The organism is Streptomyces coerulescens (assembly GCF_042657965.1).
GTDB lineage: Bacteria > Actinomycetota > Actinomycetes > Streptomycetales > Streptomycetaceae > Streptomyces > Streptomyces coerulescens.
On record NZ_JBHSKM010000025.1, the window covers coordinates 315,274 to 337,798 of the forward strand.

Here is a 22,525-nt window from a genome sequence, read left to right on the forward strand (position 1 = left end):
TTTCGGCGTTCAGCCGCGGAACCAGTGCTGCGGCCGGGGTTGGATGTTCTGCCAGATGTGTTTGGGCTCTCGGTACTCGTTCAGGCCGGTCGGGCCCAGCTCACGGCCCACGCCCGAGTGCCCGAAGCCACCCCATTCCGCCTGCGGCACGTAGGGGTGGTAGTCGTTGATCCACACCGTGCCGTGGCGCAGCCGCCGGGCGACCCGCTGGGCCCGGCCGGCGTCCTGGGTCCAGACGGCTCCGGCCAGTCCGTACTCGGTGTCGTTGGCGATGCGTACGGCGTCGTCCTCGCCGGTGAAGCGCTCCACGGTGAGCACGGGTCCGAAGGACTCCTCGTGCACCACCCGCATGTCCTGCCGGCACTCGTCGAGCACGGTGGGCGGGTAGTAGTGGCCGTTCGCGAGCGCCGGGTCGTCGGGACGCGCGCCGCCGCAGCGCAGTACGGCGCCCTCGGCGAGGCCGGAGGCGACGTACGCCTCGACCTTCTCCAGGTGCTGTGCGGAGATCAGCGCCCCGGTCTCGGCGTCGGGGTCGAAGGGGCCGCCGAGGCGGATCCGCCGGGCGCGGCGGACGACTTCGTCGACGAAGCGGTCGTGCAGGGAGTCCTCGACGATCAGCCGGGCGCCCGCCGAGCAGACCTGTCCCGAGTGCAGGAAGACGGCGGTGAGGGCGAAGTCGACGGCCGTCTCGAAGTCGGCGTCGGCGAAGACGACGTTGGGGTTCTTGCCGCCGAGTTCGAGGGCGACCTTCTTCACGGTCGCCGCGGCGGTGGCCATGATGTGTCTGCCGGTGTCGAGGCCGCCGGTGAAGGAGACCATGTCGACTCGGGGGTCCTCCGACAGGGGTGCGCCGGCCTCGGGTCCGGCGCCCAGGACGAGGTTGGCGACGCCGGCCGGGATCCCGGCCTCCTCCAGCGCCCTCATCAGCAGGACGGAGGTGGAGGGGGTGAGTTCGCTGGGCTTGAGGATGATGGTGTTGCCGGCCAGGAGCGCCGGGGCGACCTTCCAACTCGCCTGGAGCAGTGGGTAGTTCCAGGGAGTGATCAGTCCGCACACGCCGACCGGCTCGTACACGACGCGGCTGACGGCGTCGTCCCGGCCGGTGTCGATCACCCGTCCGGCGTCGGTGCCGCCGAGTCCGCCGTAGTGGCGCAGACAGGACACGACGTCGGCGATGTCGTACTCGCTCTCCACCAGCCGCTTGCCGGTGTCCAGGGACTCGGCGCGGGCGAAGTCCTTGGCGTCGCGTTCGAGGATGTCGGCGGTGCGCAGCAGCAGGGCGCCGCGTTCCCGTTCGGGGGTGTTCGCCCAGTGCCCCGCGTCGAAGGCGCGGCGGGCGGCGGCGATCGCGGCCTCGGTGTCGGGGCGGGTCGCTTCGGAGACGGTCGCCGCGAGCGTGCCGTCAGCGGGACATCGGATCTCCCGGTGCCCACCGGCCACCGGATCCCGCCATTCGCCATCCACGTACAGGTCTGCCACGCGCCGAGCCTTTCAACAGAAATTCGTTGCGCATCATGCACCCGATTGCTTGTGGTGGAACACCCTGGCGAATGTCCAGACAGTCGTCAAGGGGTTCGCCGATGACGATTTGACCATGCGATCACTTGCTCGCTCCACCCTTGACCGAGAGGAGCGACAAGCCGACCATGTTGCGTATCGCTCACCATGTTGTGCAATGCGCACCGACGGAGGCCGCACATGTCCCCTCGACCGCAACCTGGCCGTGAGTTCGTCCTCACTCTCTCCTGTCCCGACAGCGCCGGACTGGTCCACGCAGTGAGCGGCTTTCTCGTCAGGAACTCCGGAAACATCCTGGAAAGCCAGCAGTTCGACGACCGACTTCAGGACCGCTTCTTCATGAGGGTCCACTTCGACGTCTCGGATCCGAACGCCGATCTGGAAAACCTTCGTTACCGGTTCGGTCCGGTCGCCCAGGCCCACCACATCACCTGGACCCTGGACGACGCCGCCACCCCGACCCGGACCCTGATCATGGTGTCCAGGTTCGGCCACTGCCTGAACGACCTGCTCTTCCGCCGGCGCACCGGCGCGCTCAACATCGAGATCCCGGCGATCGTCTCCAACCACCGCGACTTCGAAGGGCTCGCCGAGACCTACGGCATCCCCTTCCACCACGTCCCGGTCACGAAGGACACCAAGCCCGAGGCCGAGGCACGGCTGCTGGAACTGGTGCGCGAGCTGGACGTCGATCTGGTGGTGCTGGCCCGCTACATGCAGATCCTCTCCGACGACCTGTGCAAGCAACTGGAGGGCCGGGCCATCAACATCCACCACTCCTTCCTCCCCAGCTTCAAGGGCGCCCGCCCCTACGAGCAGGCGTACACACGCGGTGTGAAGCTGGTCGGGGCGACGGCCCACTATGTGACACCCGATCTGGACGAGGGGCAGATCATCGAGCAGGACGTGGTCCGGGTGGACCACTCGCTCGACCCCGGCGAGCTGGTCACGGTCGGCCGGGACGTGGAGGCCCAGGTGCTGGCGCACGCGGTGAAGTGGCACAGCGAGAGCCGCGTGATGGTGGACGGCAACCGCACGGTGGTCTTCCGCTGAGCGCAGCCGGCAGGGGGGCGGGACCGGGATCTGCGGTCCCGCCTTCTTCGTATACGGCCCCGCGGTCCCGCCCCTCCTGTCACCGCTGCCGCTGGAGGAAGCCGAGCAGGGCGGCCGTGAGCTGCGCGGGGGCGTCCTCCTGGACGAGGTGTCCCGCCCCGGCAATCGGTTCGAGAAGGGCGCCCGGGACGAGAGCGGCGAGCTCGTGCCCCTTCGCCACCGGGATCCAGGTGTCGTCCTCGCCCCAGCACACCAGCGTGGGGAGGGCGATCCGGCCGTAGCGGCCCTGGATCTCGTCGGTGTAGCGCTGGTCCGCCTGAGCGATCTGCCGGTAGAAGGCGGCCTGGCCGGCGTCGTCCAGCCAGGGCTCGACGAGCCGGTCGAGGACGTCGGGGCGCAGACCGGGGCTGCTCGCGGATGCTACGTACTGGCGCACCAGGGCGCCGTGCAGTTCAGGGGGCAGCCGCTCGAAGACGTCGGCATGCTCGCCGACGAGCCGGAAGAACGGGGAGCCCCACGGGGCCAGGGCGACCGGATCGACCAGGGCGAGGGCCCGGTAGCGGGCGTCGTGCAGCAGATGGGCCCGCAGGGCGACGGCACCGCCGAAGTCATGGGCGGCCACCAGCGGCTCCGCGAGCTCCCAGTGGTCCAGCAGCTCGCGGAAGACGCGGCCCTGGGCGGCCAGGGACACGTCCTGGCCCTCGGCCTTCTCCGAGCTTCCGTAGCCGGGCATGTCCCAGACGTGGACGTCGTACTCGCGGGCGAGCGAGCGGGCGACGGCACGCCAGACGTACGAGGAGAAGGGGGTGCCGTGCAGCAGGACGACCGGTGGTCCGCCGGGCGGGCCCAGCCGGTCCCAGCGGACGTCACCGGAGGTGCTGGTGAAGGTTCGGGTCAGATGCCAGTCGGTGTCGGCCGCCATGCCTCTCCTGGTTCAGTCGCCGAGGCGGTCCAGCAGGGCGCGGCGCCAGCGCTCGGTCTCGGCGATCTGGTTGAAGGTGAACAGGTGCAGGCCCGCCACACGCGCCGAGGGAACGGTCAGTACCCCCTCCGCGCGCGTCAGGAGCCTCTCGGGTGCATACCCAGCGGGCGCCGCGAACCTCAGGAACCAGGAGGGGTGCTTCGTCAGGAAGCGCGTCGACTCCCCCACCCCGATCTTCGTGGCCATCGCCAGCAGCTTCGCCCGCTGCACCGGCCCGGCCACCCCCACATGCAGTGGCAGGGAGACGCCCCGGCGGCGTATTCGGCCGATCCAGTCCGCCAGCACCCTCGGGTCGAAGCAGAGGTTGCTCACAAGGTACGTGGCGTGCTCGCGCTTGTCCCACATGGCCTGGACGGTGATGTCGTCGTGGATGAGGGGATGGCTCTCCGGGTAGCCGGTCACGCCGACGCGGGCGAAGGGACCGCCCAGCTCGGTCAGCCTGCGCAGCACCGGCAGGGCGCCCTCGTAGGCCCCGGCGGGCGGGTCGGCGTCACCCGCGGGGACGAAGATGTCGTCGACACCGACCTCGCGGAGCCGGCCCGCGACCTCCTTCAGGTGCAGGTCGTCCCGCAGCAGCCGCGCCGGCACGTGCGGGACCACCCGATAGCCGTGCGTGGCGAGGCGTACGGCGAGGTCGAGGGTGGGTTCCAGGCCCTTGACCGGCGACGCCGTCACGGTGACGACGACGTCGCGCGGCACATGGGCGAGGACCTTCTCCTCGGTCGACCTCGCGGGGAGCACTTCGTAGCGGACGCTCTTCAGCAGCGCCCCGAGTCCTGCGGCGGCCAATCAGTGCTCCGTCTGCTTCTGTGCGTCGGGGTGGCGGTAGTACGCGGCCTTCGACGGCGCGAGCGGCTCCTTGCCGAGGATCAGGTCGGCGGCCTTCTCGGCGATCATCATCACCGGGGCGTAGATATTGCCGTTGGTGACATACGGCATGACGGAGGCGTCCACGACACGCAGCCCCTCCACTCCGTGCACGCGCAGGTCGGCGGGGTCGACGACCGCCATGTCGTCGGTGCCCATCTTGCAGGTGCAGGAAGGGTGCAGGGCGGTCTCGCCCTCCTCGGCCACCCAGGCGAGGATCTCCTCGTCGGTCTCGACCTTCTTGCCGGGCGAGACCTCGCCGCCGTTGTAGGGGGCGAGCGCGGGCTGGTTCAGGAGCCTGCGGGCGACCCGGATGGCCTCGACCCATTCGCGGCGGTCCTGCTCGGTGGAGAGGTAGTTGAAGCGCAGCGCCGGGTGTTCGCGCGGGTCCTTGCTCTTGATCTTCACCGAGCCGATGGCGTCGGAGTACATGGGCCCGACGTGTACCTGGTAGCCGTGGCCGCCGGCGGGCGAGGAGCCGTCGTAGCGGACCGCGACGGGCAGGAAGTGGAACATCAGGTTGGGGTAGTCCACGTCCTCGTTACTGCGGGCGAAGCCTCCGGCCTCGAAGTGGTTGGTGGCGGCCGGGCCCTTGCGGAACAGCCATTGGAGCCCGATGAAGGGGGCGCGCCACTTCGCCATGTACGGCTGCATGGAGACGGGCTGCTTGCAGGCGTACTGGACGTAGACCTCCAGGTGGTCCTGCATGTTCTCGCCGACGCCCGGCAGGTCGTGGACGACGTCGATGCCGAGGGCGCGCAGTTCGGCGGCGTTGCCGACGCCGGAGAGCTGGAGCAGCTGCGGGGAGTTGATGGCGCCGCCGCACAGGATGACCTCCTTGGCGCGGACCTGCTGCGGTGCGCCCCGGCCGCGCCGGTACTCCACGCCCACGGCCCGCTTGCCCTCGAACAGGACGCGGGTGACGAGGGCGCGGGTCCTGACGGTGAGGTTGGGCCGCTTCATCACGGGCTTGAGGTACGCCTTCGAGGCCGACAGCCGGCGTCCGCGGTGGACGTTGCGGTCGAACTTGGCGAAGCCTTCCTGCCGGTAGCCGTTGACGTCGTTCGTGGGGGCGTAGCCCGCTTCCTCGGTGGCCTTGAGGAAGGCGCCGAAGAGGGGGTTGGTGGCGGGGCCGCGTTCGAGCACGAGGGGACCGTCGTGGCCGCGGAACTCGTCGTCGGGGTCGGCGGCGAGACAGTTCTCCATCCGCCGGAAGTACGGCAGGCAGTGCGCGTAGTCCCAGGTCTCCATGCCCGGGTCGGCCGCCCAGCGCTCGTAGTCCATGGGGTTGCCGCGCTGGAAGATCATGCCGTTGATGCTGCTGGAGCCGCCCAGCACCTTGCCGCGGGCGTGGTAGACGCGGCGGCCGCCCATGTGGGGCTCGGGCTCGGACTCGTACTTCCAGTCGTAGAACCGGTTGCCGATGGGGTACGTCAACGCCGCGGGCATATGGATGAAGACGTCCCACGGATAGTCCGACCGCCCCGCCTCCAGCACCAGCACCCGGTTCGCGGGGTCCGCCGAGAGCCGGTTCGCCAGTGCGCTGCCGGCCGAACCTCCACCGACGATGACGAAGTCGTATTGCAGGGAAGCCATGGTGCCTCGTCTCGCTCGCGCCGTAGATGTGCGAGGCATGCTAGCCCTGGTGCCGCTATACGCACCAGGTTGCGCGCAACGCAACCTACAGCTCTTCGTTTCGGTACGGTTACTTGCAGTGGTGTTGTTTACTACGCGTATAGTTTCACTGTGAGCAACTACAGCCATGACACAGAAACGTCGAATTCACAGGCCGGCGGCGTGCAGTCGGTGGACCGGGCGATCAGCGTGCTGGAGATCCTCGCCCAGCGTGGCGAAGCGGGCGTGAGCGAGGTCGCGGCCGAGATCGACGTACACAAGTCCACCGCCTTCCGTCTGCTCGGCGCCCTGGAGTCACGTGGCCTGGTGGAGCAGGCCGGCGAGCGCGGCAAGTACCGGCTCGGATTCGGCATCGTCCGCCTGGCCGGCGCGGTCACCGGCCGTATCGACATCACCCAGCAGGGCCGACCGATCTGCGAGCGCCTGGCCGAGGAGCTGGGTGAGACGGTCAACATCGCCGTGATGCAGGAGCAGTACGCGATCAACCTGTACCAGGTGCGCGGTCCGGGCGCCATCACCGCGCACAACTGGGTCGGCCAGCTCACCCCATTGCACGCCACGTCGAGCGGCAAGATCCTGCTTGCGTACCTGCCGGCCAAGGAGCGCGCGGCGCTGCTGGCGGAGACCGGACTGAAGAAGGTCACGCCGCGCACCATCACCGCGAAGACGAAGCTGGAGAAGAACCTCGCCGAGACGCGCGAGCGCAAGTACTCCATCACCCTGGAGGAGCTGGAGGTCGGCCTGCACGCGATGGCAGCTCCGGTCCGCAACCGCGACGGCGACGTCATCGCCGCACTCAGCGCCTCGGGCCCCGCCTACCGGCTCACCGAGGAGCGCATGCACGAGCTCTCCCCGGTGCTGCTCAAGGGCGCCGAGGAGATCAGCCACCGGATGGGTTACCTGGGCTGATCCGCCCGGCTACGGCAGGGGAGCGCCGAGGCGTTCGTTCACCCAGTCGTGGAACGCACCGATGTGGTGCTCACTGGGCACCAGCACGCCACCCTTGGCGTACATGCGCGAGGCCATACCGGGCTGGGTCCGTTCGCATGCCTCGAAGTCCTGGCGGTTGACCCGGTCGAAGAGTTCCACGGACCGGCTGACGTCCTTGCCGCTCGCGACGACGTGCGGAAGGTAGAGCCAGTCGCACTCGACGATCGTGCGGTCCACGGACACCGGGTACATCCGGTGGAAGATCACATGGTCCGGGACGAGGTTGATGAACACCTGCGGCTTGACGGTGATCGCGTAGTAGCGGCGGTCCTGCTCGTCGCCGACCCCGGGAATGCGGTCCAGGCCCTTCGAGCCGTCCACGGTGAAGCCCTGGACGTCCGCACCGAACTCGGCACCATGGCCCACGTAGTACTGGGCGGCGTAGCCGTCCGCGAACTCCGGCAGTACCTCGGTGAGTTCGGGGTGGATCGTGGCGCAGTGATAGCACTCCATGAAGTTCTCGATGATGAGCTTCCAGTTCGCCTTGACGTCGTACACGATCCGTCTGCCGACGGAGAGGTTGTCGATGTCGTAGTGCTCGATGGACTCGACGTCGCCGAGGCGGGAGACGATCTCGCCGATGACGTCCTCCTCGAAGGACGGCGGGTTCTCCGCGAGACACACCCAGACATAGCCGAGCCATTCCCGTACGGCCACGCTCACCAGCCCGTACTCGGTGCGCCCGACGTCGGGCATCTTGGTGAGGTTGGGGGCGGCGACGAGCTTGCCGTTGAGGTCGTAGGTCCAGGCGTGGTACGGACACTGGAACGCCCGCTTGACCTCGCCGGTCTCCTCGGTGCAGAGTCTGGCGCCGCGATGCCGGCACACGTTGAAGTACGCGCGGATGGCGTTGTCCCGGGCCCGGGTGACGAGGATGCTCTCGCGGCCCACGTCGACGGTGCGGAAGGCGCCGGGCTTCGCCAGGTCCGAGGCGCGGGCGACGCAGAACCACATGGTCTCGAATATGCGCTCCTGCTCCTGGGTGAAGATCCCCGGATCCGTGTAGGAGATGCCGGGAAGAGTGGCGATCAGGCTGTCCGGCAGGCCGGTCGAGGTCACGGTGCACTCCTCGGAGGACGTCGGGGAGCGCCCCTCAGGGGCGCGGGGAACTGCGCGACCAGCCACAACGGCGCCGCGGAAAAACAACAACCCATCTCGGTGCTCACAGCGGAGCGGCCAGGTGCTTGCGCCAGCGCGTGAACAGCCGCGGCTGGTTCATTCCGAGCACGGCGACCGGGATGCCGGACCGCCGGTAGACGGCCAGGACGTTGCGCTCGTCCGCGGTGCCGTCCTCGACGGTGACGCTGTCGGCGCCGGCCGCGTGACCGGCGAACTGGATCTTCACGCCGTACTGGTCGGACCAGAAGTACGGCGGCCTGGGCACACCCGGTTCCACGGCGCCGCCCGCCATCAGTGCGGCGATCGCGGCGTCGGGACGCTCGCGCGCGCCGGTCCAGTGCTCGACGCGGCGGTGCAGGCCCGCGCGCGGGTCGTACCAGTTGGCGCAGTCGCCGACGGCGACCACCCCGGCCAGGCTGGTGCGGCCGTCCGCTCCGCACTTGACGCCGTTGTCGAGGACGACGCCGGAGCCCTCCAGCCACTCGACGTTCGGACGGGCGCCGACCCCGACCACGACGATGTCGGCGGGGAGGGTGCGGCCGTCCTCCAACAGGACCGCGTCCACACGCCTCTCGCCGCTCAGTCCCTTGACGCCCACGCCGCACAGCAGCGCTACGCCGTGGTCCGCGTGGAGGGCGGAGACGACGGCGCCCATGGTCTCGCCGAGCGGTCCGGCGAGCGGCGCCGGTGCCGCCTCCACGACGGTGACCTCCAGCCCGAGGGCACGGGCGGTGGAGGCGACCTCGGCACCGATGAAGCCGCCGCCGATCACCACCAGCCGTCCGCCCAGGGCCAGTTCGTCCCGCAACGCGCGGGCGTCGTCCAGAGTGCGCAGGGTGTGCACTCCGGCCAGACCCTCGGAGCCGGGGAGGGTGCGGGCCGCGGCGCCGGTCGCGATGACGAAGCCGTCGGCGCGGACCTCACGTCCGTCGGCGAGCCGGACCGTGCGGTCCGCGTGGTCGAGGGCGACCGCCCGGGTGCCGAGCAGCCACTCGGCCCGCAGGTCCTCGTCGTCCGTCTCCAGGGCGAGTTCCGGTTCGCCGAGGGTGCCGGCGAGGAACTCCTTGGACAGCGGGGGCCGGTCGTAGGGGCGGTGGAGCTCGTCCCCGATGACGGCCAGCCGTCCGTCGTAACCCTGCTTGCGCAGTGAGCGCGCCGCCGACAGCCCGGCGAGGGAGGCGCCGACCACGGCGACGGTCCTCACGCGATACCTCCGGCGAGCCGCGCGGCGATGCAGGGCGGCAGGTTGGGTGCCTCCGTGGAGAGCCGCACGTGGATCATGCCGTCCTCGTCGACGACGACCTCGTGCGTCCGGACCGGAAGCTTCGCCGGCGGGGCGTCGACCGCACCGGTCCTCAGGTCGAACTTCGAAGCATGCAGCGGGCATTCCACCTCGCAGCCCTCCAGCCAGCCGTCGGCGAGCGAGGCGTCCTGGTGGGTGCAGGTGTCGTCGATGGCGAAGAGCTCACCATCGTCGGTGTGGAACACCGAGACCGGCGGATCGATGTCGAGCCGGTGGGCCTCGCCTCGCGGAAGATCCGCGAGACGGCACGCGGGAATCATCATGACACCTCGGGTGCGTATAGCGAAACGGATTGCGGTAAGCGCAACGTCAGTCTGGAGGCCGCTCAGAAGCGTTGTCAAGGCGTCAAAACGCCTCGATCGCACCGGCCCGGCGCCCGGTCTCCGGGCAGCGCGAAGCGCCCGGGCCACCTGCGGAAAGCAAGCGGAACGGGCGCCCCACACAGCCCCCTTCGGGGGCTCAGAAGCCGCGGTCGATCCATTCCTGGAGGTGCGGAGCCTCGGCGGCGACGGTGGTCGTACCACCGTGTCCGGTGTGCACGACGGTCTCCCCGGGCAGCGTCAGCAGCCGGTCCCGGATCGACTCGACGATGGTCGGGAAGTGGCTGTACGACCGCCCGGTCGCCCCCGGCCCGCCGCTGAACAGCGTGTCGCCGCTGAACAGCGCCCCCAGGCGCGGCGCGTGCAGGCACACCGCGCCGGGGGCGTGGCCGGGAGTGTGCAGCACGGTGAGATCGACGCCGGCCACCGTGAGCAGCTGCCCGTCGGTCAGTTCGGCGTCCGGCGCCCTGTCGGGGTGGGTCTGCTTCCACAACGGCAGGTCGTCCGGGTGCAGGAGGACCGGGGCGCCCGTGCGGGCGGCGAGTTCGGGCGCGGCGTCGATGTGGTCGTTGTGGGCGTGTGTGCACACGATGGCCAGCAGCGCCCGGTCGCCGACTGCCGCGGCGATGGCGTCGGCGTCGTGCGCGGCGTCGATGACGATCACCTCGTGGTCGTCGCCGACGATCCAGACGTTGTTGTCGACGTCCCAGGTGCCGCCGTCCAGGGAGAAGGTCCCCGAGGTGACCAGGTGCTCGATGCGGGCGCCGGCCGTCACAGGAGCACCACCGAGCGCAGCACGTCGCCGTGGTGCATCCGCTCGAAGGCCTTCTCGACCTCGTCCAGCGCGATGGTCTCCGTGACGAAGGCGTCGAGGTCCAGGCGGCCCTGGAGGTAGAGGTCGATGAGCATCGGGAAGTCCCTGCTCGGCAGGCAGTCGCCGTACCAGGAGGACTTCAGCGCGCCACCGCGCCCGAAGACGTCCAGGAGCGGCAGTTCGAGCTTCATCTCCGGGGTCGGCACACCGACCAGGACGACGGTGCCGGCGAGGTCGCGGGCGTAGAAGGCCTGCTGGTACGTCTCCGGGCGGCCGACCGCCTCGATGACGACGTCGGCGCCGAACCCGCCGGTCAGCTCGCGGATCGCCTCGACGGCGTCGGTGTCCCTGGAGTTGACGGTGTGGGTCGCGCCCAGCTTCCTGGCCGTGTCCAGCTTGCGGTCGTCGATGTCGACGGCGATGACCTTCGCCGCGCCCGCGAGGTTCGACCCGGCGATCGCGGCGGCACCCACACCGCCGCAGCCGATGACCGCGACCGAGTCGCCCCGGCCGACGCTGCCCGTGTTGATGGCCGCGCCGATGCCCGCCATCACGCCGCAGCCCAGCAGACCGGCGGCCGCCGCCGACGCGGTCCGGTCGACCTTCGTGCACTGTCCGGCCGCGACCAGCGTCTTCTCCGCGAAGGCGCCGATGCCGAGCGCCGGCGACAGCTCCGTGCCGTCGGTCAGCGTCATCTTCTGCTTGGCGTTGTGGGTGTTGAAGCAGTACCACGGGCGTCCGCGCAGACAGGCACGGCACTGTCCGCACACCGCACGCCAGTTGAGGATCACGAAGTCGCCGGGGGCGACGTCGGTGACCCCCTCCCCCACCGACTCCACGACGCCCGCGGCCTCATGGCCGAGCAGGAAGGGGAAGTCGTCGTTGATGCCGCCCTCGCGATAGTGCAGATCGGTGTGGCAGACCCCGCAGGCCTCGATCCTGACCAGCGCCTCGCCCGGCCCCGGGTCGGGGACGAGGATCGTCTCCAGGCTGACGGGGGCGCCCTTGCCCCGCGCGACGACAGCACGGACCTGGTGCGTCATGGCCACTCCTCGACTGGTCGAGACTCGGAATCAGATGTTGCTCATTACGGCACGCATCTCACGTGTCGCAACACAGCATCATGGAGGGCCGAGCGGCGGTCAAGGAGGTGGACCGCATTGCGGCGGCACGGTTCCGGCGCCCTGTCCGCGAGCCGGGGGACCCTCGACTTGATAGGCAAGTCACGACTTGCCTATGCTGGTGGTCGTGGCCGACGACCTGTTCAAAGCACTGGCCGACCCGACCCGCCGCACCATCCTCGACGAGCTCACGGAGAAATCCGGACAGACACTGTTCGAGATCTGCTCACGACTGGCCATGAAGCACCAGCTGGCCATCTCCCGCCAGGGAGTGTCACAGCACCTTGCCGTGCTGGAGGCCGCAGGGCTCGTCGAGACCAGGCGGGAGGGCCGCTACAAGTTCCACGACCTGAACACGGCCCCGCTGCGGCAGATCACCGAGCGGTGGCACGTGCCCGACACATCCGGACCGGAGAAGAGCACCTCATGAAGATCCATCTGACCAGCGTCTTCGTCGACGACCAGGCCAGGGCCCTGCACTTCTACACGGAGATCCTCGGCTTCCTGAAGAAGCACGACGTCCCCGTGGGCGAGAAGGACCGCTGGCTCACCGTCGTCTCCCCCGAGGAGCCCGGCGGCACCGAGCTCCTCCTGGAGCCGGTCGGCCACCCCATCGCCCGGACCTACCGCGACACCCTCGTCCAGGACGGCATCCCGTTGGCCCAGTTCGCCGTCGAGGACGTCGGCGCGGAGTACGAGCGCCTGCGCGCCCTCGGCGTCCGCTTCACCCAGGAACCCCTGGAGATGGGCCCCGTCACCACGGCCGTCTTCGACGACACCTGCGGCAACCTGATCCAGATCGCGACCCAGCCGGCGTAGACGGTCGCTCGACGGACCCCGCGACGGGTGCGGGCGTCGATGTGGGCGCCGCGGCGTGATGGGGTGTATCCAGAACATATGGTTCCTGGACGCCCCAAAGATCTTCCATGGTCACAGGAGCCGCCCCATGCGTTGCTGGCGGTGCCGATCCTCATGATCGTCATCGTCACGGTGGTCGACATCCTGGCTCCGGCAAGCGTCCACCTCGGGCCGTTCCTGGTGGCCGCGCCCGCCGTCACGGCGTCGTTCGCCGGACCTCGTACGACCGCGTACATCGGCGCGCTCGCCGTGTCGGCCCAGGTCGTCGTGGCGGCGGTACGCACCAGCCTCGTCGACCTGAACCACTCCTTTCAGATCATCACCCTGATCCTGATGTCGGCGTTCGCGACCTCGTTCGCCGCCCGGCGGGAGCGCCACGAAAGGGAACTGATGCAGCTGCGGTCGGTCGCGACAGCGGCGCAGGAGGTGGTGCTCAAACCGCTGCCCCAGCAGGTCGGTTCGCTGCGCATCGCTTCGGTGTACCAGGCCGCCGAGTCGGAGGCGCAGATCGGCGGCGATCTGTACGCCGCCGCTCGCACGGAGCACGGCATCCGGATCGTCATCGGCGATGTCCGGGGAAAGGGCCTGGAAGCGGTCGGGGACGCCGCCCTGCTGCTCGGCGCTTTCCGGGGCGCCGCCCACAGACAGGCGGACCTCTCGGCGCTCATGGGCTTCCTCGAGGGAACCGTCACCTCCGACCTCGACGACCCCTCGGGCCTCGACGCCGCGGCCGAGGACCGTGGCGAGGCGTTCATCACCGCCGCCGCACTGGACATCCCGGACGACGAGCCGGTCCTTCGCCTGATCAACTGCGGACACCCTCCCCCGCTGCTGCTGCGCGGCGACCAGGTCCGCCCCCTCACCGTGCGCCACCCGGCACCGCCCCTGGGCCTCACCGAGTTCGTGGAGACCGAGCTCTCCGAGGAGACGTTCGCCTTCGAGCACGGTGACATCGTCCTGCTCTACACCGACGGTGTCATCGAGGCCCGCGACCACGAGGGCACGTTCTACCCGCTGGCCGAACGGGTGGCGGGCAAGGCCGCAGAGCACGGGCCCGACGCTCTCCTGGCCCACCTGTCCAAGGACCTGATGCGGCACGTCGGCGGACATCTGGGGGACGACGCCGCCATGGTGGCGATCGAGCGCCTGCCGCGGCGGCCGTCCTGAAAACCCGGGTTCAGGCATGGGCGTGTCGTACGGGTCGGCCGGGCCCGACGCTCCGCCAAAAGGGCAGGACCGAACACCCTGTCGGGCATCCCGTCGTTGAGCCGGGCATGAAGATCATCACTGCCGCAGCACTCGCCGGCGCGGCCCTCCTCGCGGCCGCCGTCCCCGCCTCCGCCGACGACGGGCCCATCGACTTCGGCATCTTCCAGGGCGTCAACGACACCAAGGGCTCCAACACCACGGACACGGGCACGACCTGGGGGCGGACCGGCAGCGGGACGGACGGAACCGTCCCGAAGTCGGCCCTCACCATGCTGTGGGAAGACCTGACGTCGCCCGGCCGGCAGTGACGTGACCGGGCCCCGAGGCCGGTGAGAGCGGGTCTGCCCGCCCCCACCGGCTCCGAGGCCGGGTCGGGTCGGGTCAGCCCGACTGGATCGCCGCTTCGGCCGCCGCCTTGATCCGAGCGCCGAAGCCGGGTGCGTCCTTGCGGGCGGCGGAGAGCGCCAGGCCGACGAGGAGCTTGCCGAGGCCGTGGCCTTCCAGCACGTTGAAGATACGGACCCGGGTCCGGCCGTCGCCCAGCGGCTCCAGGTCGTAGCCGCCCTCACTGGCCGTCACGATGTTCTTCGACACCTCGGCCCATCGCATCCTCGCCGGGGCCTGGAGCTCCGTGATGCGGAACTCCCTGGCCGTCTTCATCCCGGCGTCCTTGACCGTGCTGCGGAAGACCGTGCCCACGGCGGTCGGGGCATCGGGAGTCCGCTCGATCTTGAGCACGCGGGGGCTGAACTGCGGATCGTTACGTCCGTCGGCGAGGTAGTCGAACACCGCCTCGACAGGTCGATCGACCTCGAACGTCGCCTCAAACTGGCCTGCCATGTGCACTCCTCAATCGCTTGAGCCGCAGCGTGCCCGCGACTCTATGGCGCCACCGGGCATCCCGCGAGGCGAACGGCGTGAACCCGCGCCCGAGATGGCGGGGCGCGGGCACTTGCGCGCACCACGTTTCCTGGCGCTTGCCGCTACCGGTGCCGCCGGGCGCCCGGATACAGGCAGACGGTGAGCGGCGCCGCGGTGAAAACGGAGGAGTAGGTACCGACCGCCAGACCGATGAGCAGGGCGAGGGCGAAGTCGGTGAGGGTGTCGTCGGCCAGGACGGCCAGGGCGGTGAGGACGAGAGCGGCGCCCATGCCGGTGTTGACGGTGCGGGGCAGGGTCTGGAGGATCGCCTGGTTCGTCAGGCGCGGCAGCGGGGTCGTTCGGTCGCGGGCGAGGAGTTCGCGGATGCGGTCGAAGAGGACGACCGAGTCGTTGACCGAGTAGCCGATGACCGTCAGCAGGGCGGCCAGGAAGACGCCGTCGATGGGCTTGCCCAGCCAGGCGAAGACGCCAACGAGGATCGCCACGTCGTGGACGAGTGCGCCGACGGCCGCGGTCGCGAACCTCCAGCGGAACCGTACGGCCAGATAGAGCAGCTGGGCGCCCAGCGCGAGAGCGAGGGCGATGACGGCGTTACGGCGCAGTTCGTCGCCCAGGCTGGGGCCGATCAGCTCGTCACGGACCTTCTTCGTCTCGCCGCCGAGGCCGCCGATGGTCTCGGTGACCGCGGTCGCCTCGGCGTCGGTCAGGTTCTCGGTGCGCACCGTCAGGGCGGTGTCGCCGGAGGACTGCACCACCGCGCGGGGAAATCCGGCGTGGGTGAGCGCCTCGCGTGCGCGGTCGGGATCGACGGCGGTGGTGGTCGAGTACTCGATGAGCCGGCCTCCGGTGAAGTCGATGCCGAAGTCCAGGCCGCGGACCAGAACGCCCGAGGTGGCCACGGCGAGGAGGACGCCGGAGACGGCCAGCCAGCGGCGCGGACGGCGCATCAGGAACGGGTTGCGGCGCAGCAGTCCGTCGCGGACACGTCCGGTGTCGGCGATGCCGGTGAGGCGGGGGCGTCGGCGTACGGCACGCCGTCCGGCCGCGTACTCGGCGAGTACGCGGGTGACGACCAGGGCGCTGATCATGGAGGCGAGGACACCGATGCCCAGGGTGACACCGAAGCCGCGGACCGGGCCGGAGGCGAGCGTGAACAGGAGGGCGGCGGCGACGAGCGTGGTGATGTTGGAGTCGGCGATCGCACTGAGCGCACCGCGGAATCCGGCCGTCAGGGCCGACCGCGGGGTGGGGCGGTTGCGGGCGGCGTACTCCTCGCGGGCCCGTTCGAAGACCAGGACATTGGCGTCCACGGCCATGCCGATGGCCAGGACGAACCCGGCGAGGCCGGGCAGGGTCAGGGTGGCGCCGAGCGCGGCGAGGGCGGCGTAGGAGATCAGGCCGTAGCAGAGCAGAGCCGCGGTCGCGAGCAGGCCCATGAGCCGGTAGACGGCAATGATGAACAGCGCGGTCAGGGACGTGCCGATGACTGCGGCCCAGGCCGCGGCCGCGATGGCCGCGTCGCCGAGCGTGGCGCCGACGGTGCGCTGCTCGACGGTCTCGACCGGTACGGGCAGGGCGCCACCGGAGATGAGCAGGGCGAGTTCACGGGCCTCGGCGTCGTCGAAGGAGCCGGTGATCTGGGTCGTGCCGCCCGGGATGCCCGTGCCGCAGGTGACGGACGGGTCGACCTGCGGCGAGGAGATGATCTTGTCGTCGAGCACGATGGCGACCCGGCGCTGCGGGTCCCCCGCCGGGTGACAGGCGGCCTGTGCGGTCACGTCCGTCCAGGCGTCGCGGCCGGTCGCGGTGAAGTCGATGGTGACGTGCCAGCCGGTGCCACTCTGTTGGTCGAAGCGGGCATCGGCGCCCTTGACGTCCTGTCCGGTGAGGTCGGCGGCCTTGAGCCGCAAGGGCTGTCCGGACTCGTCCGGCAGGGTCAGCGCCTTGGCCGGATCGACCGGAGCGGCCGGGTCCGCCGACGGTGGGGTGCCCGTGGTGGCATCGGGGGACTCGGCCGGGCCGAGGACCGTATGGACCGTGAGCTGGGCTGTGCGGCCCAGGACGTCGGCTGCCTTCTTCGGGTCCTGTACGCCCGGCAGTTCGACGAGGATGCGCTGGTCGCCCGAGCGGACGAGGGTCGGTTCGGCGACGCCGAGTGCGTCGATACGGCCCCGCAGTACCTCCATGGTGCGGTCGGTGGCCTCGCGGTCGGCCTCCGTGGTGTCGGTGGAGCGGGTTTCCAGCGTGATCTGGGTGCCGCCTCGCAGATCGAGACCGAGGCGGACGGGTGTGGTGAGGGCGATGGCCAGCGATGCGGCGATCACGGTGAGAGCGAGCAGCGCACGCGCGCGCAGGGAGTTCTTCCGGCGTTTCAACACAAGCCTCCGGCAGGCACGTCACGGCGGCAGCGGCAGCGGCAGCGGCAGCGGCAGCGGCAGCGGCAGCGGCAGGTAACAGCAGCAACAGCCCGTGGGCACGCGTGGCCGCGACGAGGTAAGGGTGATGGGTTGCTTCAGGTGCCGGTGGGCGCCGGAGGGGCCCTGCCGCGGTCGTGTGCCGATCGGCAGGGGGAGGCGAGGGGGTGCGCGGACGCCGCCGATGTGCGTGCGCCGACCGCGGGGCGGCCGACGGCGACATCGCCCGGGTCCGTGGCGTGATGGTCCGTCGGGCCGGGGCGCTCGCCCAGGGGGTCGTGCCGGGTTCTGGCCTGTGGCGTACAGCCGACGGCGCACTTGTCGTCCGCGCGCGGTCCGGTGTCGGCCAGTTGTGCGCTCGTGGCCGCCACGGCCGGGTCGGGTCTCGGCCCGGAAGCGGCGTGCGCGGTGTGGGCGGGAACCATCGCCAGCAGAACGGCGAGGAGGACGGCGAGGGTCGTGGCAAGCCGATGACCCGCGGCCGAAGTCCGCGGCCCGGCCGTCGGGACGGTGCGGAATGCCGGGCGCATGCACCATCCCTCTCTGGATGTGTTCGGATCCGGAACGTCGGGCCCAGGGGCGGGCGTCAGGGTTCGACAAGACCGGAACGGATGGCGTACCGGGTCAGTTCCAGCCGGTCGCGCAGACCGAGTTTGTGCAGGAGGTTGGCGCGATGGCGGTGCACGGTCTTGACGCTGATGAACAGCATCTCGGCGATCTCCTTGGAGGAGTGGCCCTCGGCGACGAGTTTGAGGACCTCCTCCTCGCGGGGCGTGAGCAGGCGATCGGCGTCCTCCTCGCCGTGCCGGACACGGTCCAGGTAGTTCCGGATCAGGGCCGTGACCGCGCCGGGGTAGAGGAACGGCTCATTGCGCATCGCGGACCGGCAGGCGGCGACCAGGTCGCGGTCGGCCACCGACTTCAGCACATAGCCGCAGGCCCCCGCCTTGAGCGCCTGGAACAGGTACTGCTCGTTGTCGTGCATGGTCAGCATCAGGATGCGCAGGTCCGGCTTGAGCGCGCTGAGTTCACGGGTGGCCTGGAGGCCGGTCATGCGCGGCATCGCGATGTCGAGGATGGCCAGGTCGATCTCCTGCTTCCGGCCCTCCTCGACGGCCTCGGCACCGTCCCCGGCCTCGGCGACGACCTGAAGGTCGGGTTCCCGGTCGAGGATGAGGCGTACTCCGCGGCGCACGAGCGCGTGGTCGTCGGCGAGGAGGATACGGATCGGCTTCGGGGCGGCGGACGCCGACGCCGAGGTGGCCGAAGACGGAGTCGAGGCTGCGGTGGGTTCGGGCGGCATCGGATCGTGCATGGTCAGGGCTGCTTCCTGGGGACTGGTGCGGTGAGCCGGATACGGGTGCCGGTGCCGGGTGTGGAGGTGATGTCGAGGGTGGCGCCGGCGAGCAGCGCCCGCTCCCGCATGCCGCGGATCCCGGCACCCTCGCAGGGGGCCTCGATGCCCCGGCCGTCGTCGGCGATCTCCAGCACCACCGCCTCGTCGGCGCCGCGCAGGCTGACCTCCACGCGGTGCGCGTCCGCGTGCCGGGCCGCGTTGGTCAGGCTCTCCTGAGCCACCCGGTACAGAACGAGTTCGCTCTCATGGTCGAGGGCGGGCAGGTCGCTGTCGAGACGGCGCACGACACGGAGCCCGGTGTGGGTGGCGAAGTCCTGCGCGAGCGAGGTCAGTGCGCTGACCAGGCCCAGATCGTCCAGGACGCCGGGGCGCAGACGACGTACCAGGCGCCGTACCTCGTCGAGGCTCTCCCGGGTGATCTCCTGGGCCTGCTGGAGGTCCTCGCGCAGCGGCTCGGGGGCGTCGTCCGCGGCGCGCTTGAGCACCAGCAGGATCGCGGTCATGCTCTGCCCGACCTCGTCGTGCAGCTCCTGGGCGATACGCCGGCGCTCCGCCTCCTGGGCCAGCAGCGCGCGGGCGCTGGACGTGGCGCGCTCGTGCTCCAGCCGGTCGAGCATGGCGTTGAAGGTGCGGATCAGTTCGGCCACCTCGCTGCCGGCGGCACCGGGCACGGGCAGCCGCTGACCGGGGCGCAGCAGGTCGACCGTGGTCATCAGCCGGGTCACCCGGTCCAGGGGCGCCAGGCCCCAGCGCAGCAGGGTGCCGTTGGCGACCAGCATCACGGCCAGGCCGCCGACCAGGATCATCGCCTCGGTCAGCAGCACCGGCACGGAGACGGTCACCGGCGCCCACAGCAGCAGCGCCGTGGCGATGCCCAGGACCAGGGCGTTCAGCCCGAAGATCCGCCAGAACAACGACACGGGGCAATTCCTCCTTCTACGACCCGACCCTAACCAGCTCCGCTCACAGCCATCACACCCCCTGGCGGGAAGCAGCGGTATCCGGGCCCGATCGACCCCGCCCAGCCTGCCCTGCCCCGACGTGCGCGGTCGATGGGGTCCGGTCCCCATATCCGGGGCCGCGGAGTACCCATCCGCCCTCCCGGACGGGTCGCCGCGTCGGTCATCGTGCCCGCGGGGTGGCTGCCGTGCGGTCGTGGGGTCCCGGACGGTCGCCCCGTGGGTATCACGACCCCCGGCGGTCTCCGTGTGGTCATCGCGATCCCTGGCGAATGGGGCCTGTGACCGATGGGATTCCGATGCCGCGCGGAGCAGAGTCGAGAGGTGTCAGGGCCGTCCGGTTCTGCCAGGACTCGCGGTCTCCACGGAAGCCCGCGGGCCGGCGAACCGGGCGGCCGTTGCTGCGCCCGTCACCTTCTGAGAAAGGACTCCGTCGTGCCGCTCGACACCTCCAGGACCCCTCAGGCGTCCGGCCCGTCCGAGACACCCCGCACGGATCCCCGCCCCGGTCGGCTGACCGCTCATGAGGCCCGTCAGCGCCTGGAACACGCACGCAACAGCCGATTGGCCCAGCTACAGGCCCTCAGCCAGTCGGGTCAGAGCGCGGACGACCATCTCGCCTCGGCTCAGGCCGAGGCGATCCAGCGGGTCCTGAACGAGATCAACGAGGCGTTCGCCCGCATCGACGACGGCTCCTACGGCTCCTGCCTGGGCTGCTCCAAGCCCGTCCCCGCCGAACGCCTGGAGATCCTCCCGTACACCCGGTACTGCGTTCCCTGCCAGCGCCGGGCAGCCACCTGACCGGCGGCATCCCGACCCGCCCTGACCCGATCTGTTTCTCCTGCCCTGCTCAAAAGGGGTGAAGTGGTGAACCACCAGACCGTCGGCGACCGTGCCACGCACCTGTCGCCCGAGGACCTTGCCGCGCTCCGGGACAACCTGCAGGAACAGCGCCTGTTCCGTCAGGACCAGCTGCGGCAGATCGCCGCGGCGCCGCGCGCCGAGGACCTGCTCGGCCGGCGCTCCGCCGCCCAGGCGGAGGTGCACGTCAAGCTCGCCGCGTCCGCGCGCATGGTTCTCGCCGACGTGGAGGCGGCACTGCGACGCATGGCCGACGGCAGTTACGGCACCTGCCATCTGTGCCGACGGGCCATCGACCGCGAACGGCTGACGATCGTGCCGCAGGCCCGCTACTGCGCACGGTGCCAGCAGGTGCGCGAGGCCGGACGATGACCCTCGTCCCGCGCCCCCGCTCCGGCTCTTCCGCCGGCCACCGGCACCGGACCTGGCCACTGTGCCGGCAGTGCTGCGGCCTCGCCCTCGACATGGGCAGCGCCCGTACCCGCGCCTGGATCGCCGGCCGCGGGATGATCCTGGACGTCCCCACGATCACCTTCCCGGGCGCCGGGGCGGTGTACCCGATCCAGCGCGGCGCCATCGTCGACGTACCGGGAACGTCCCGGATGCTCGACCGGCTGCTCGGCCACCGTCTGCCGCGCCGCGCCCGCCCGCTGGTGGTGGTCACCACGCCGGTGCTGGACGGGCCCGCCTACCGTGAACGGGCCCGTACGGCGGTGGAGGTGCTGCGTCCGCGCGCGGTGCTGACCGTCCCCGCCGCGCGTGCCATAGCGCTGGCCGCGGGCGCCGACCTCTCCCGGCCGCTGCTCGTGGTGGACATCGGCGCCCACCTAACCGAAGTGGTCCTCCTCGACGAGGGCGTCGTCCTCGACGCCCGCCGCACCGCTGTGGGCACGGCCGACCTGTCCTGCCCCGGCACTGCGGCGGATCTCATCGACGCCGTCACGACCATGATCACCTCGATGCTCCGGCAGGACCGCACGTCCGTGGCCGCCGACGCGCTGTCCCGGGGTCCCCTCCTGGCCGGCGGTGGCGCCCTGCGTCCCGACCTCGTCTACCGGCTCACCGGCGGTCTGCACGTGCCCCCGCGGGCGGTCCCCGCACCGCACACCGCCGCGATCCGTGGCGCCGCGAGGATCCTGCAATCCGCCCAGGCGCACCCCTCGGCCAGAGCGGCCACGCACCCACCCGGGCCGGACCCTGCTCCGCACGCCAACCAGCCCCGTCCCTGACCGCCACGGCCACTGGCCCTGTCCCCGTCCGCGGTGGCGCACCCCTCGGCCAGAGCCACGCACCCACCCGAGCCGGACCCTGCTCCGCACGCCAACCAGCCCCGTCCCTGACCGCCACGGCCACTAGTCCCGTCCACCGACTGCTACGGGCACCAGCCCCGTTCGAGACGTCCACGGCCACCAGCCCCGTCCCCTGACGGCCACGGCCGGTGCCGCTCCACCGGCCGTGGCACCACTCCGGCATGCGCGCGGCAGACGAGTGCTCCGGCTCCGCACGAGACCTCGCCCCGAGCGAGCCCTCGGCGCCCCGCCCCGGCACCCGCTCGGCCGCCGGCCCCCGGCCCCCGGCCCCCGGCCCCCGGCCCCCGGCCCCCGGAAGGAGAACACCGTGTCCGGCACGATCCCGCCCGCGCAGCCGCCGCCTCCGCCTCCCGACGTCCGGCACCCGTGGGTACATCCCCTGTCCCTCTGGCATTGGCGGCACAACCCGCTGCGCCGGAGCTCCGATCGCCTCCAGGGCTGGATCGCCCTCGCCCTGCTGCTGCTCGTGCCCTTCCTCGGTCTGGTCGCCATGTTCACCATCGGTGACGCCGCCCACCGGCACTACGTCGCGACCGCCGCGGAGCAACGGCAGACCCGGCATCTGACCACCGCCGTACTGACGCACGACGCCCCGCGCCACCCCGAACCCGGTTCGGCGGAGGCGAAGAAGACCCGCTATCCGGTCACGGTCCGCTTCACCGACCCACTGGGCCGGACCCGCACGGCGCAGGCGGACGTACTGCCCGGCCTGAGCGTGGACAGCAGGGTCGACGTATGGGTCGAATCGGACGGAGCACTCACCGAACCGCCCATGACCGGCGAACAGATCCGCAGCCGCACCATGGGCTGGGCCCTCCTCGCCTTCCTGACCGTCGCACTGGCGGGTACCGCCGCCTATGGCGCCGCCGCCCAAGTCCTGCACCGGCGCAATATGGCCGAGTGGGAATCCAAGTGGGCGGAAACCGCGCCACGTTGGACCACATCCCCCTGAA

24 protein-coding genes are annotated in these 22,525 nt (G+C 70.8%); 10 read left to right on the forward strand and 14 right to left on the reverse strand.

From position 1 onward, the window contains the following. Positions 1-9 precede the first annotated feature (9 nt). The gene (locus ACFPQ9_RS33440; protein WP_380861854.1) at positions 10-1,479 is read right to left on the reverse strand and encodes an aldehyde dehydrogenase family protein; all 1,470 of its coding nucleotides are present in this window, start codon (positions 1,477-1,479) and stop codon (positions 10-12) included. A gap of 219 nt (positions 1,480-1,698) precedes the next feature. On the opposite strand from ACFPQ9_RS33440, the gene purU reads away from it, so the two are divergent. Continuing rightward, positions 1,699-2,571 carry a formyltetrahydrofolate deformylase gene (gene purU / locus ACFPQ9_RS33445; RefSeq protein WP_380861857.1) on the forward strand — a complete coding sequence of 291 codons (873 nt, stop codon included), beginning with the start codon at positions 1,699-1,701 and terminating at the stop codon, positions 2,569-2,571. A 79-nt stretch (positions 2,572-2,650) separates the two neighbouring features. On the opposite strand, the gene ACFPQ9_RS33450 is transcribed toward purU, so the two are convergent. Genes ACFPQ9_RS33450 through betA form a run of 3 tightly spaced genes read right to left on the reverse strand, consistent with a single transcriptional unit; the run spans position 2,651 to position 6,016 of the window. Beyond that, positions 2,651-3,493 (reverse strand): alpha/beta fold hydrolase, encoded by an 843-nt coding sequence (locus ACFPQ9_RS33450; RefSeq protein ID WP_380861859.1) that lies wholly within the window; start codon positions 3,491-3,493, stop codon positions 2,651-2,653. Between the two features lie 12 nt (positions 3,494-3,505). Further along, positions 3,506-4,342 (reverse strand): methylenetetrahydrofolate reductase, encoded by an 837-nt coding sequence (locus ACFPQ9_RS33455; protein WP_380861861.1) that lies wholly within the window; start codon positions 4,340-4,342, stop codon positions 3,506-3,508. Then, the gene (gene betA / locus ACFPQ9_RS33460) at positions 4,343-6,016 is read right to left on the reverse strand and encodes a choline dehydrogenase (RefSeq protein ID WP_380861863.1); all 1,674 of its coding nucleotides are present in this window, start codon (positions 6,014-6,016) and stop codon (positions 4,343-4,345) included. A gap of 201 nt (positions 6,017-6,217) precedes the next feature. Between betA and ACFPQ9_RS33465 the strand changes: the two genes are divergently transcribed. Continuing rightward, a complete protein-coding gene (locus tag ACFPQ9_RS33465) occupies positions 6,218-6,964 on the forward strand; it encodes an IclR family transcriptional regulator (protein WP_380861951.1) in 747 nt (248 codons plus the stop codon). Between the two features lie 9 nt (positions 6,965-6,973). On the opposite strand, the gene ACFPQ9_RS33470 is transcribed toward ACFPQ9_RS33465, so the two are convergent. The 5 genes from ACFPQ9_RS33470 to ACFPQ9_RS33490 form a co-directional block, all read right to left on the reverse strand. Continuing rightward, entirely contained in the window at positions 6,974-8,104 is a 1,131-nt protein-coding gene (locus ACFPQ9_RS33470) for an aromatic ring-hydroxylating oxygenase subunit alpha (protein ID WP_380861865.1), read from the reverse strand. A 103-nt stretch (positions 8,105-8,207) separates the two neighbouring features. Beyond that, positions 8,208-9,368 (reverse strand): NAD(P)/FAD-dependent oxidoreductase, encoded by a 1,161-nt coding sequence (locus tag ACFPQ9_RS33475; protein ID WP_380861867.1) that lies wholly within the window; start codon positions 9,366-9,368, stop codon positions 8,208-8,210. Next, positions 9,365-9,730 (reverse strand): bifunctional 3-phenylpropionate/cinnamic acid dioxygenase ferredoxin subunit, encoded by a 366-nt coding sequence (locus tag ACFPQ9_RS33480; RefSeq protein WP_380861869.1) that lies wholly within the window; start codon positions 9,728-9,730, stop codon positions 9,365-9,367. Before ACFPQ9_RS33480 ends, ACFPQ9_RS33475 begins: the two co-directional genes overlap by 4 nt. A 196-nt stretch (positions 9,731-9,926) precedes the next feature. Further along, complete coding sequence (locus ACFPQ9_RS33485; RefSeq protein WP_380861871.1) at positions 9,927-10,562, reverse strand: MBL fold metallo-hydrolase; 636 nt, start codon at positions 10,560-10,562, stop codon at positions 9,927-9,929. After that, positions 10,559-11,644: an S-(hydroxymethyl)mycothiol dehydrogenase gene (locus ACFPQ9_RS33490; RefSeq protein WP_380861873.1), complete on the reverse strand. Its 1,086-nt coding sequence runs from the start codon at positions 11,642-11,644 to the stop codon at positions 10,559-10,561. Before ACFPQ9_RS33490 ends, ACFPQ9_RS33485 begins: the two co-directional genes overlap by 4 nt. Positions 11,645-11,849: 205 nt before the next feature. Between ACFPQ9_RS33490 and ACFPQ9_RS33495 the strand changes: the two genes are divergently transcribed. The 4 genes from ACFPQ9_RS33495 (at position 11,850) to ACFPQ9_RS33510 (ending at position 14,097) form a co-directional block, all read left to right on the forward strand. After that, positions 11,850-12,152 (forward strand): ArsR/SmtB family transcription factor, encoded by a 303-nt coding sequence (locus ACFPQ9_RS33495; protein WP_359043828.1) that lies wholly within the window; start codon positions 11,850-11,852, stop codon positions 12,150-12,152. Next, positions 12,149-12,541, forward strand: coding sequence for a VOC family protein (locus ACFPQ9_RS33500; protein WP_380861875.1), 393 nt, complete (start codon positions 12,149-12,151; stop codon positions 12,539-12,541). The genes ACFPQ9_RS33495 and ACFPQ9_RS33500 overlap by 4 nt, the downstream gene beginning before the upstream one ends. 78 nt (positions 12,542-12,619) lie before the next feature. Then, on the forward strand, positions 12,620-13,747 hold the full coding sequence (locus ACFPQ9_RS33505) for a PP2C family protein-serine/threonine phosphatase (protein ID WP_380861877.1): 1,128 nt from the start codon (positions 12,620-12,622) through the stop codon (positions 13,745-13,747). A gap of 107 nt (positions 13,748-13,854) precedes the next feature. Continuing rightward, on the forward strand, positions 13,855-14,097 hold the full coding sequence (locus ACFPQ9_RS33510) for a hypothetical protein (protein WP_380861879.1): 243 nt from the start codon (positions 13,855-13,857) through the stop codon (positions 14,095-14,097). A 73-nt stretch (positions 14,098-14,170) separates the two neighbouring features. Here ACFPQ9_RS33510 and ACFPQ9_RS33515 read toward each other — a convergent pair whose 3' ends face one another. The 5 genes from ACFPQ9_RS33515 to ACFPQ9_RS33535 form a co-directional block, all read right to left on the reverse strand. Continuing rightward, the gene (locus tag ACFPQ9_RS33515; protein WP_380861881.1) at positions 14,171-14,629 is read right to left on the reverse strand and encodes an SRPBCC family protein; all 459 of its coding nucleotides are present in this window, start codon (positions 14,627-14,629) and stop codon (positions 14,171-14,173) included. 143 nt (positions 14,630-14,772) lie between these two features. Next, a complete protein-coding gene (secD, locus tag ACFPQ9_RS33520) occupies positions 14,773-17,046 on the reverse strand; it encodes a protein translocase subunit SecD (RefSeq protein WP_380861883.1) in 2,274 nt (757 codons plus the stop codon). 137 nt (positions 17,047-17,183) lie between these two features. After that, positions 17,184-17,615, reverse strand: coding sequence for a hypothetical protein (locus ACFPQ9_RS33525; RefSeq protein WP_380861885.1), 432 nt, complete (start codon positions 17,613-17,615; stop codon positions 17,184-17,186). 56 nt (positions 17,616-17,671) lie between these two features. Further along, on the reverse strand, positions 17,672-18,400 hold the full coding sequence (locus tag ACFPQ9_RS33530) for a response regulator (protein ID WP_380861887.1): 729 nt from the start codon (positions 18,398-18,400) through the stop codon (positions 17,672-17,674). A gap of 2 nt (positions 18,401-18,402) precedes the next feature. Then, positions 18,403-19,362: a HAMP domain-containing sensor histidine kinase gene (locus ACFPQ9_RS33535; protein WP_380861889.1), complete on the reverse strand. Its 960-nt coding sequence runs from the start codon at positions 19,360-19,362 to the stop codon at positions 18,403-18,405. 474 nt (positions 19,363-19,836) lie between these two features. Here ACFPQ9_RS33535 and ACFPQ9_RS33540 point away from each other — a divergent pair, with 474 nt between their 5' ends. The 4 genes from ACFPQ9_RS33540 to ACFPQ9_RS33555 all read left to right on the forward strand — a co-directional run bounded on the left by ACFPQ9_RS33540 (position 19,837) and on the right by ACFPQ9_RS33555 (position 22,524). Continuing rightward, positions 19,837-20,202, forward strand: coding sequence for a TraR/DksA family transcriptional regulator (locus tag ACFPQ9_RS33540; RefSeq protein ID WP_380861891.1), 366 nt, complete (start codon positions 19,837-19,839; stop codon positions 20,200-20,202). A 63-nt stretch (positions 20,203-20,265) separates the two neighbouring features. Continuing rightward, the gene (locus ACFPQ9_RS33545; protein ID WP_380861893.1) at positions 20,266-20,634 is read left to right on the forward strand and encodes a TraR/DksA family transcriptional regulator; all 369 of its coding nucleotides are present in this window, start codon (positions 20,266-20,268) and stop codon (positions 20,632-20,634) included. Then, positions 20,631-21,491, forward strand: coding sequence for a rod shape-determining protein (locus ACFPQ9_RS33550; RefSeq protein ID WP_380861895.1), 861 nt, complete (start codon positions 20,631-20,633; stop codon positions 21,489-21,491). Before ACFPQ9_RS33545 ends, ACFPQ9_RS33550 begins: the two co-directional genes overlap by 4 nt. 388 nt (positions 21,492-21,879) lie before the next feature. Continuing rightward, positions 21,880-22,524 carry an Rv1733c family protein gene (locus ACFPQ9_RS33555; RefSeq protein WP_380861897.1) on the forward strand — a complete coding sequence of 215 codons (645 nt, stop codon included), beginning with the start codon at positions 21,880-21,882 and terminating at the stop codon, positions 22,522-22,524. Position 22,525 lies beyond the last annotated feature (1 nt).

What these genes read in the sequence shown, in the direction of transcription:
- betA (WP_380861863.1), bottom strand. Translation starts at nt 6,016, where the DNA reads ATGGCTTCCCTGCAATACGACTTCGTCATCGTCGGTGGAGGTTCGGCC.
- ACFPQ9_RS33490 (WP_380861873.1), bottom strand. Translation starts at nt 11,644, where the DNA reads ATGACGCACCAGGTCCGTGCTGTCGTCGCGCGGGGCAAGGGCGCCCCC.
- ACFPQ9_RS33480 (WP_380861869.1), bottom strand. Translation starts at nt 9,730, where the DNA reads ATGATGATTCCCGCGTGCCGTCTCGCGGATCTTCCGCGAGGCGAGGCC.
- ACFPQ9_RS33450 (WP_380861859.1), bottom strand. Translation starts at nt 3,493, where the DNA reads ATGGCGGCCGACACCGACTGGCATCTGACCCGAACCTTCACCAGCACC.
- ACFPQ9_RS33530 (WP_380861887.1), bottom strand. Translation starts at nt 18,400, where the DNA reads ATGCACGATCCGATGCCGCCCGAACCCACCGCAGCCTCGACTCCGTCT.
- ACFPQ9_RS33510 (WP_380861879.1), top strand. Translation starts at nt 13,855, where the DNA reads ATGAAGATCATCACTGCCGCAGCACTCGCCGGCGCGGCCCTCCTCGCG.
- purU (WP_380861857.1), top strand. Translation starts at nt 1,699, where the DNA reads ATGTCCCCTCGACCGCAACCTGGCCGTGAGTTCGTCCTCACTCTCTCC.
- ACFPQ9_RS33505 (WP_380861877.1), top strand. Translation starts at nt 12,620, where the DNA reads ATGGTTCCTGGACGCCCCAAAGATCTTCCATGGTCACAGGAGCCGCCC.
- ACFPQ9_RS33515 (WP_380861881.1), bottom strand. Translation starts at nt 14,629, where the DNA reads ATGGCAGGCCAGTTTGAGGCGACGTTCGAGGTCGATCGACCTGTCGAG.
- ACFPQ9_RS33525 (WP_380861885.1), bottom strand. Translation starts at nt 17,615, where the DNA reads ATGCGCCCGGCATTCCGCACCGTCCCGACGGCCGGGCCGCGGACTTCG.
- ACFPQ9_RS33500 (WP_380861875.1), top strand. Translation starts at nt 12,149, where the DNA reads ATGAAGATCCATCTGACCAGCGTCTTCGTCGACGACCAGGCCAGGGCC.
- ACFPQ9_RS33550 (WP_380861895.1), top strand. Translation starts at nt 20,631, where the DNA reads ATGACCCTCGTCCCGCGCCCCCGCTCCGGCTCTTCCGCCGGCCACCGG.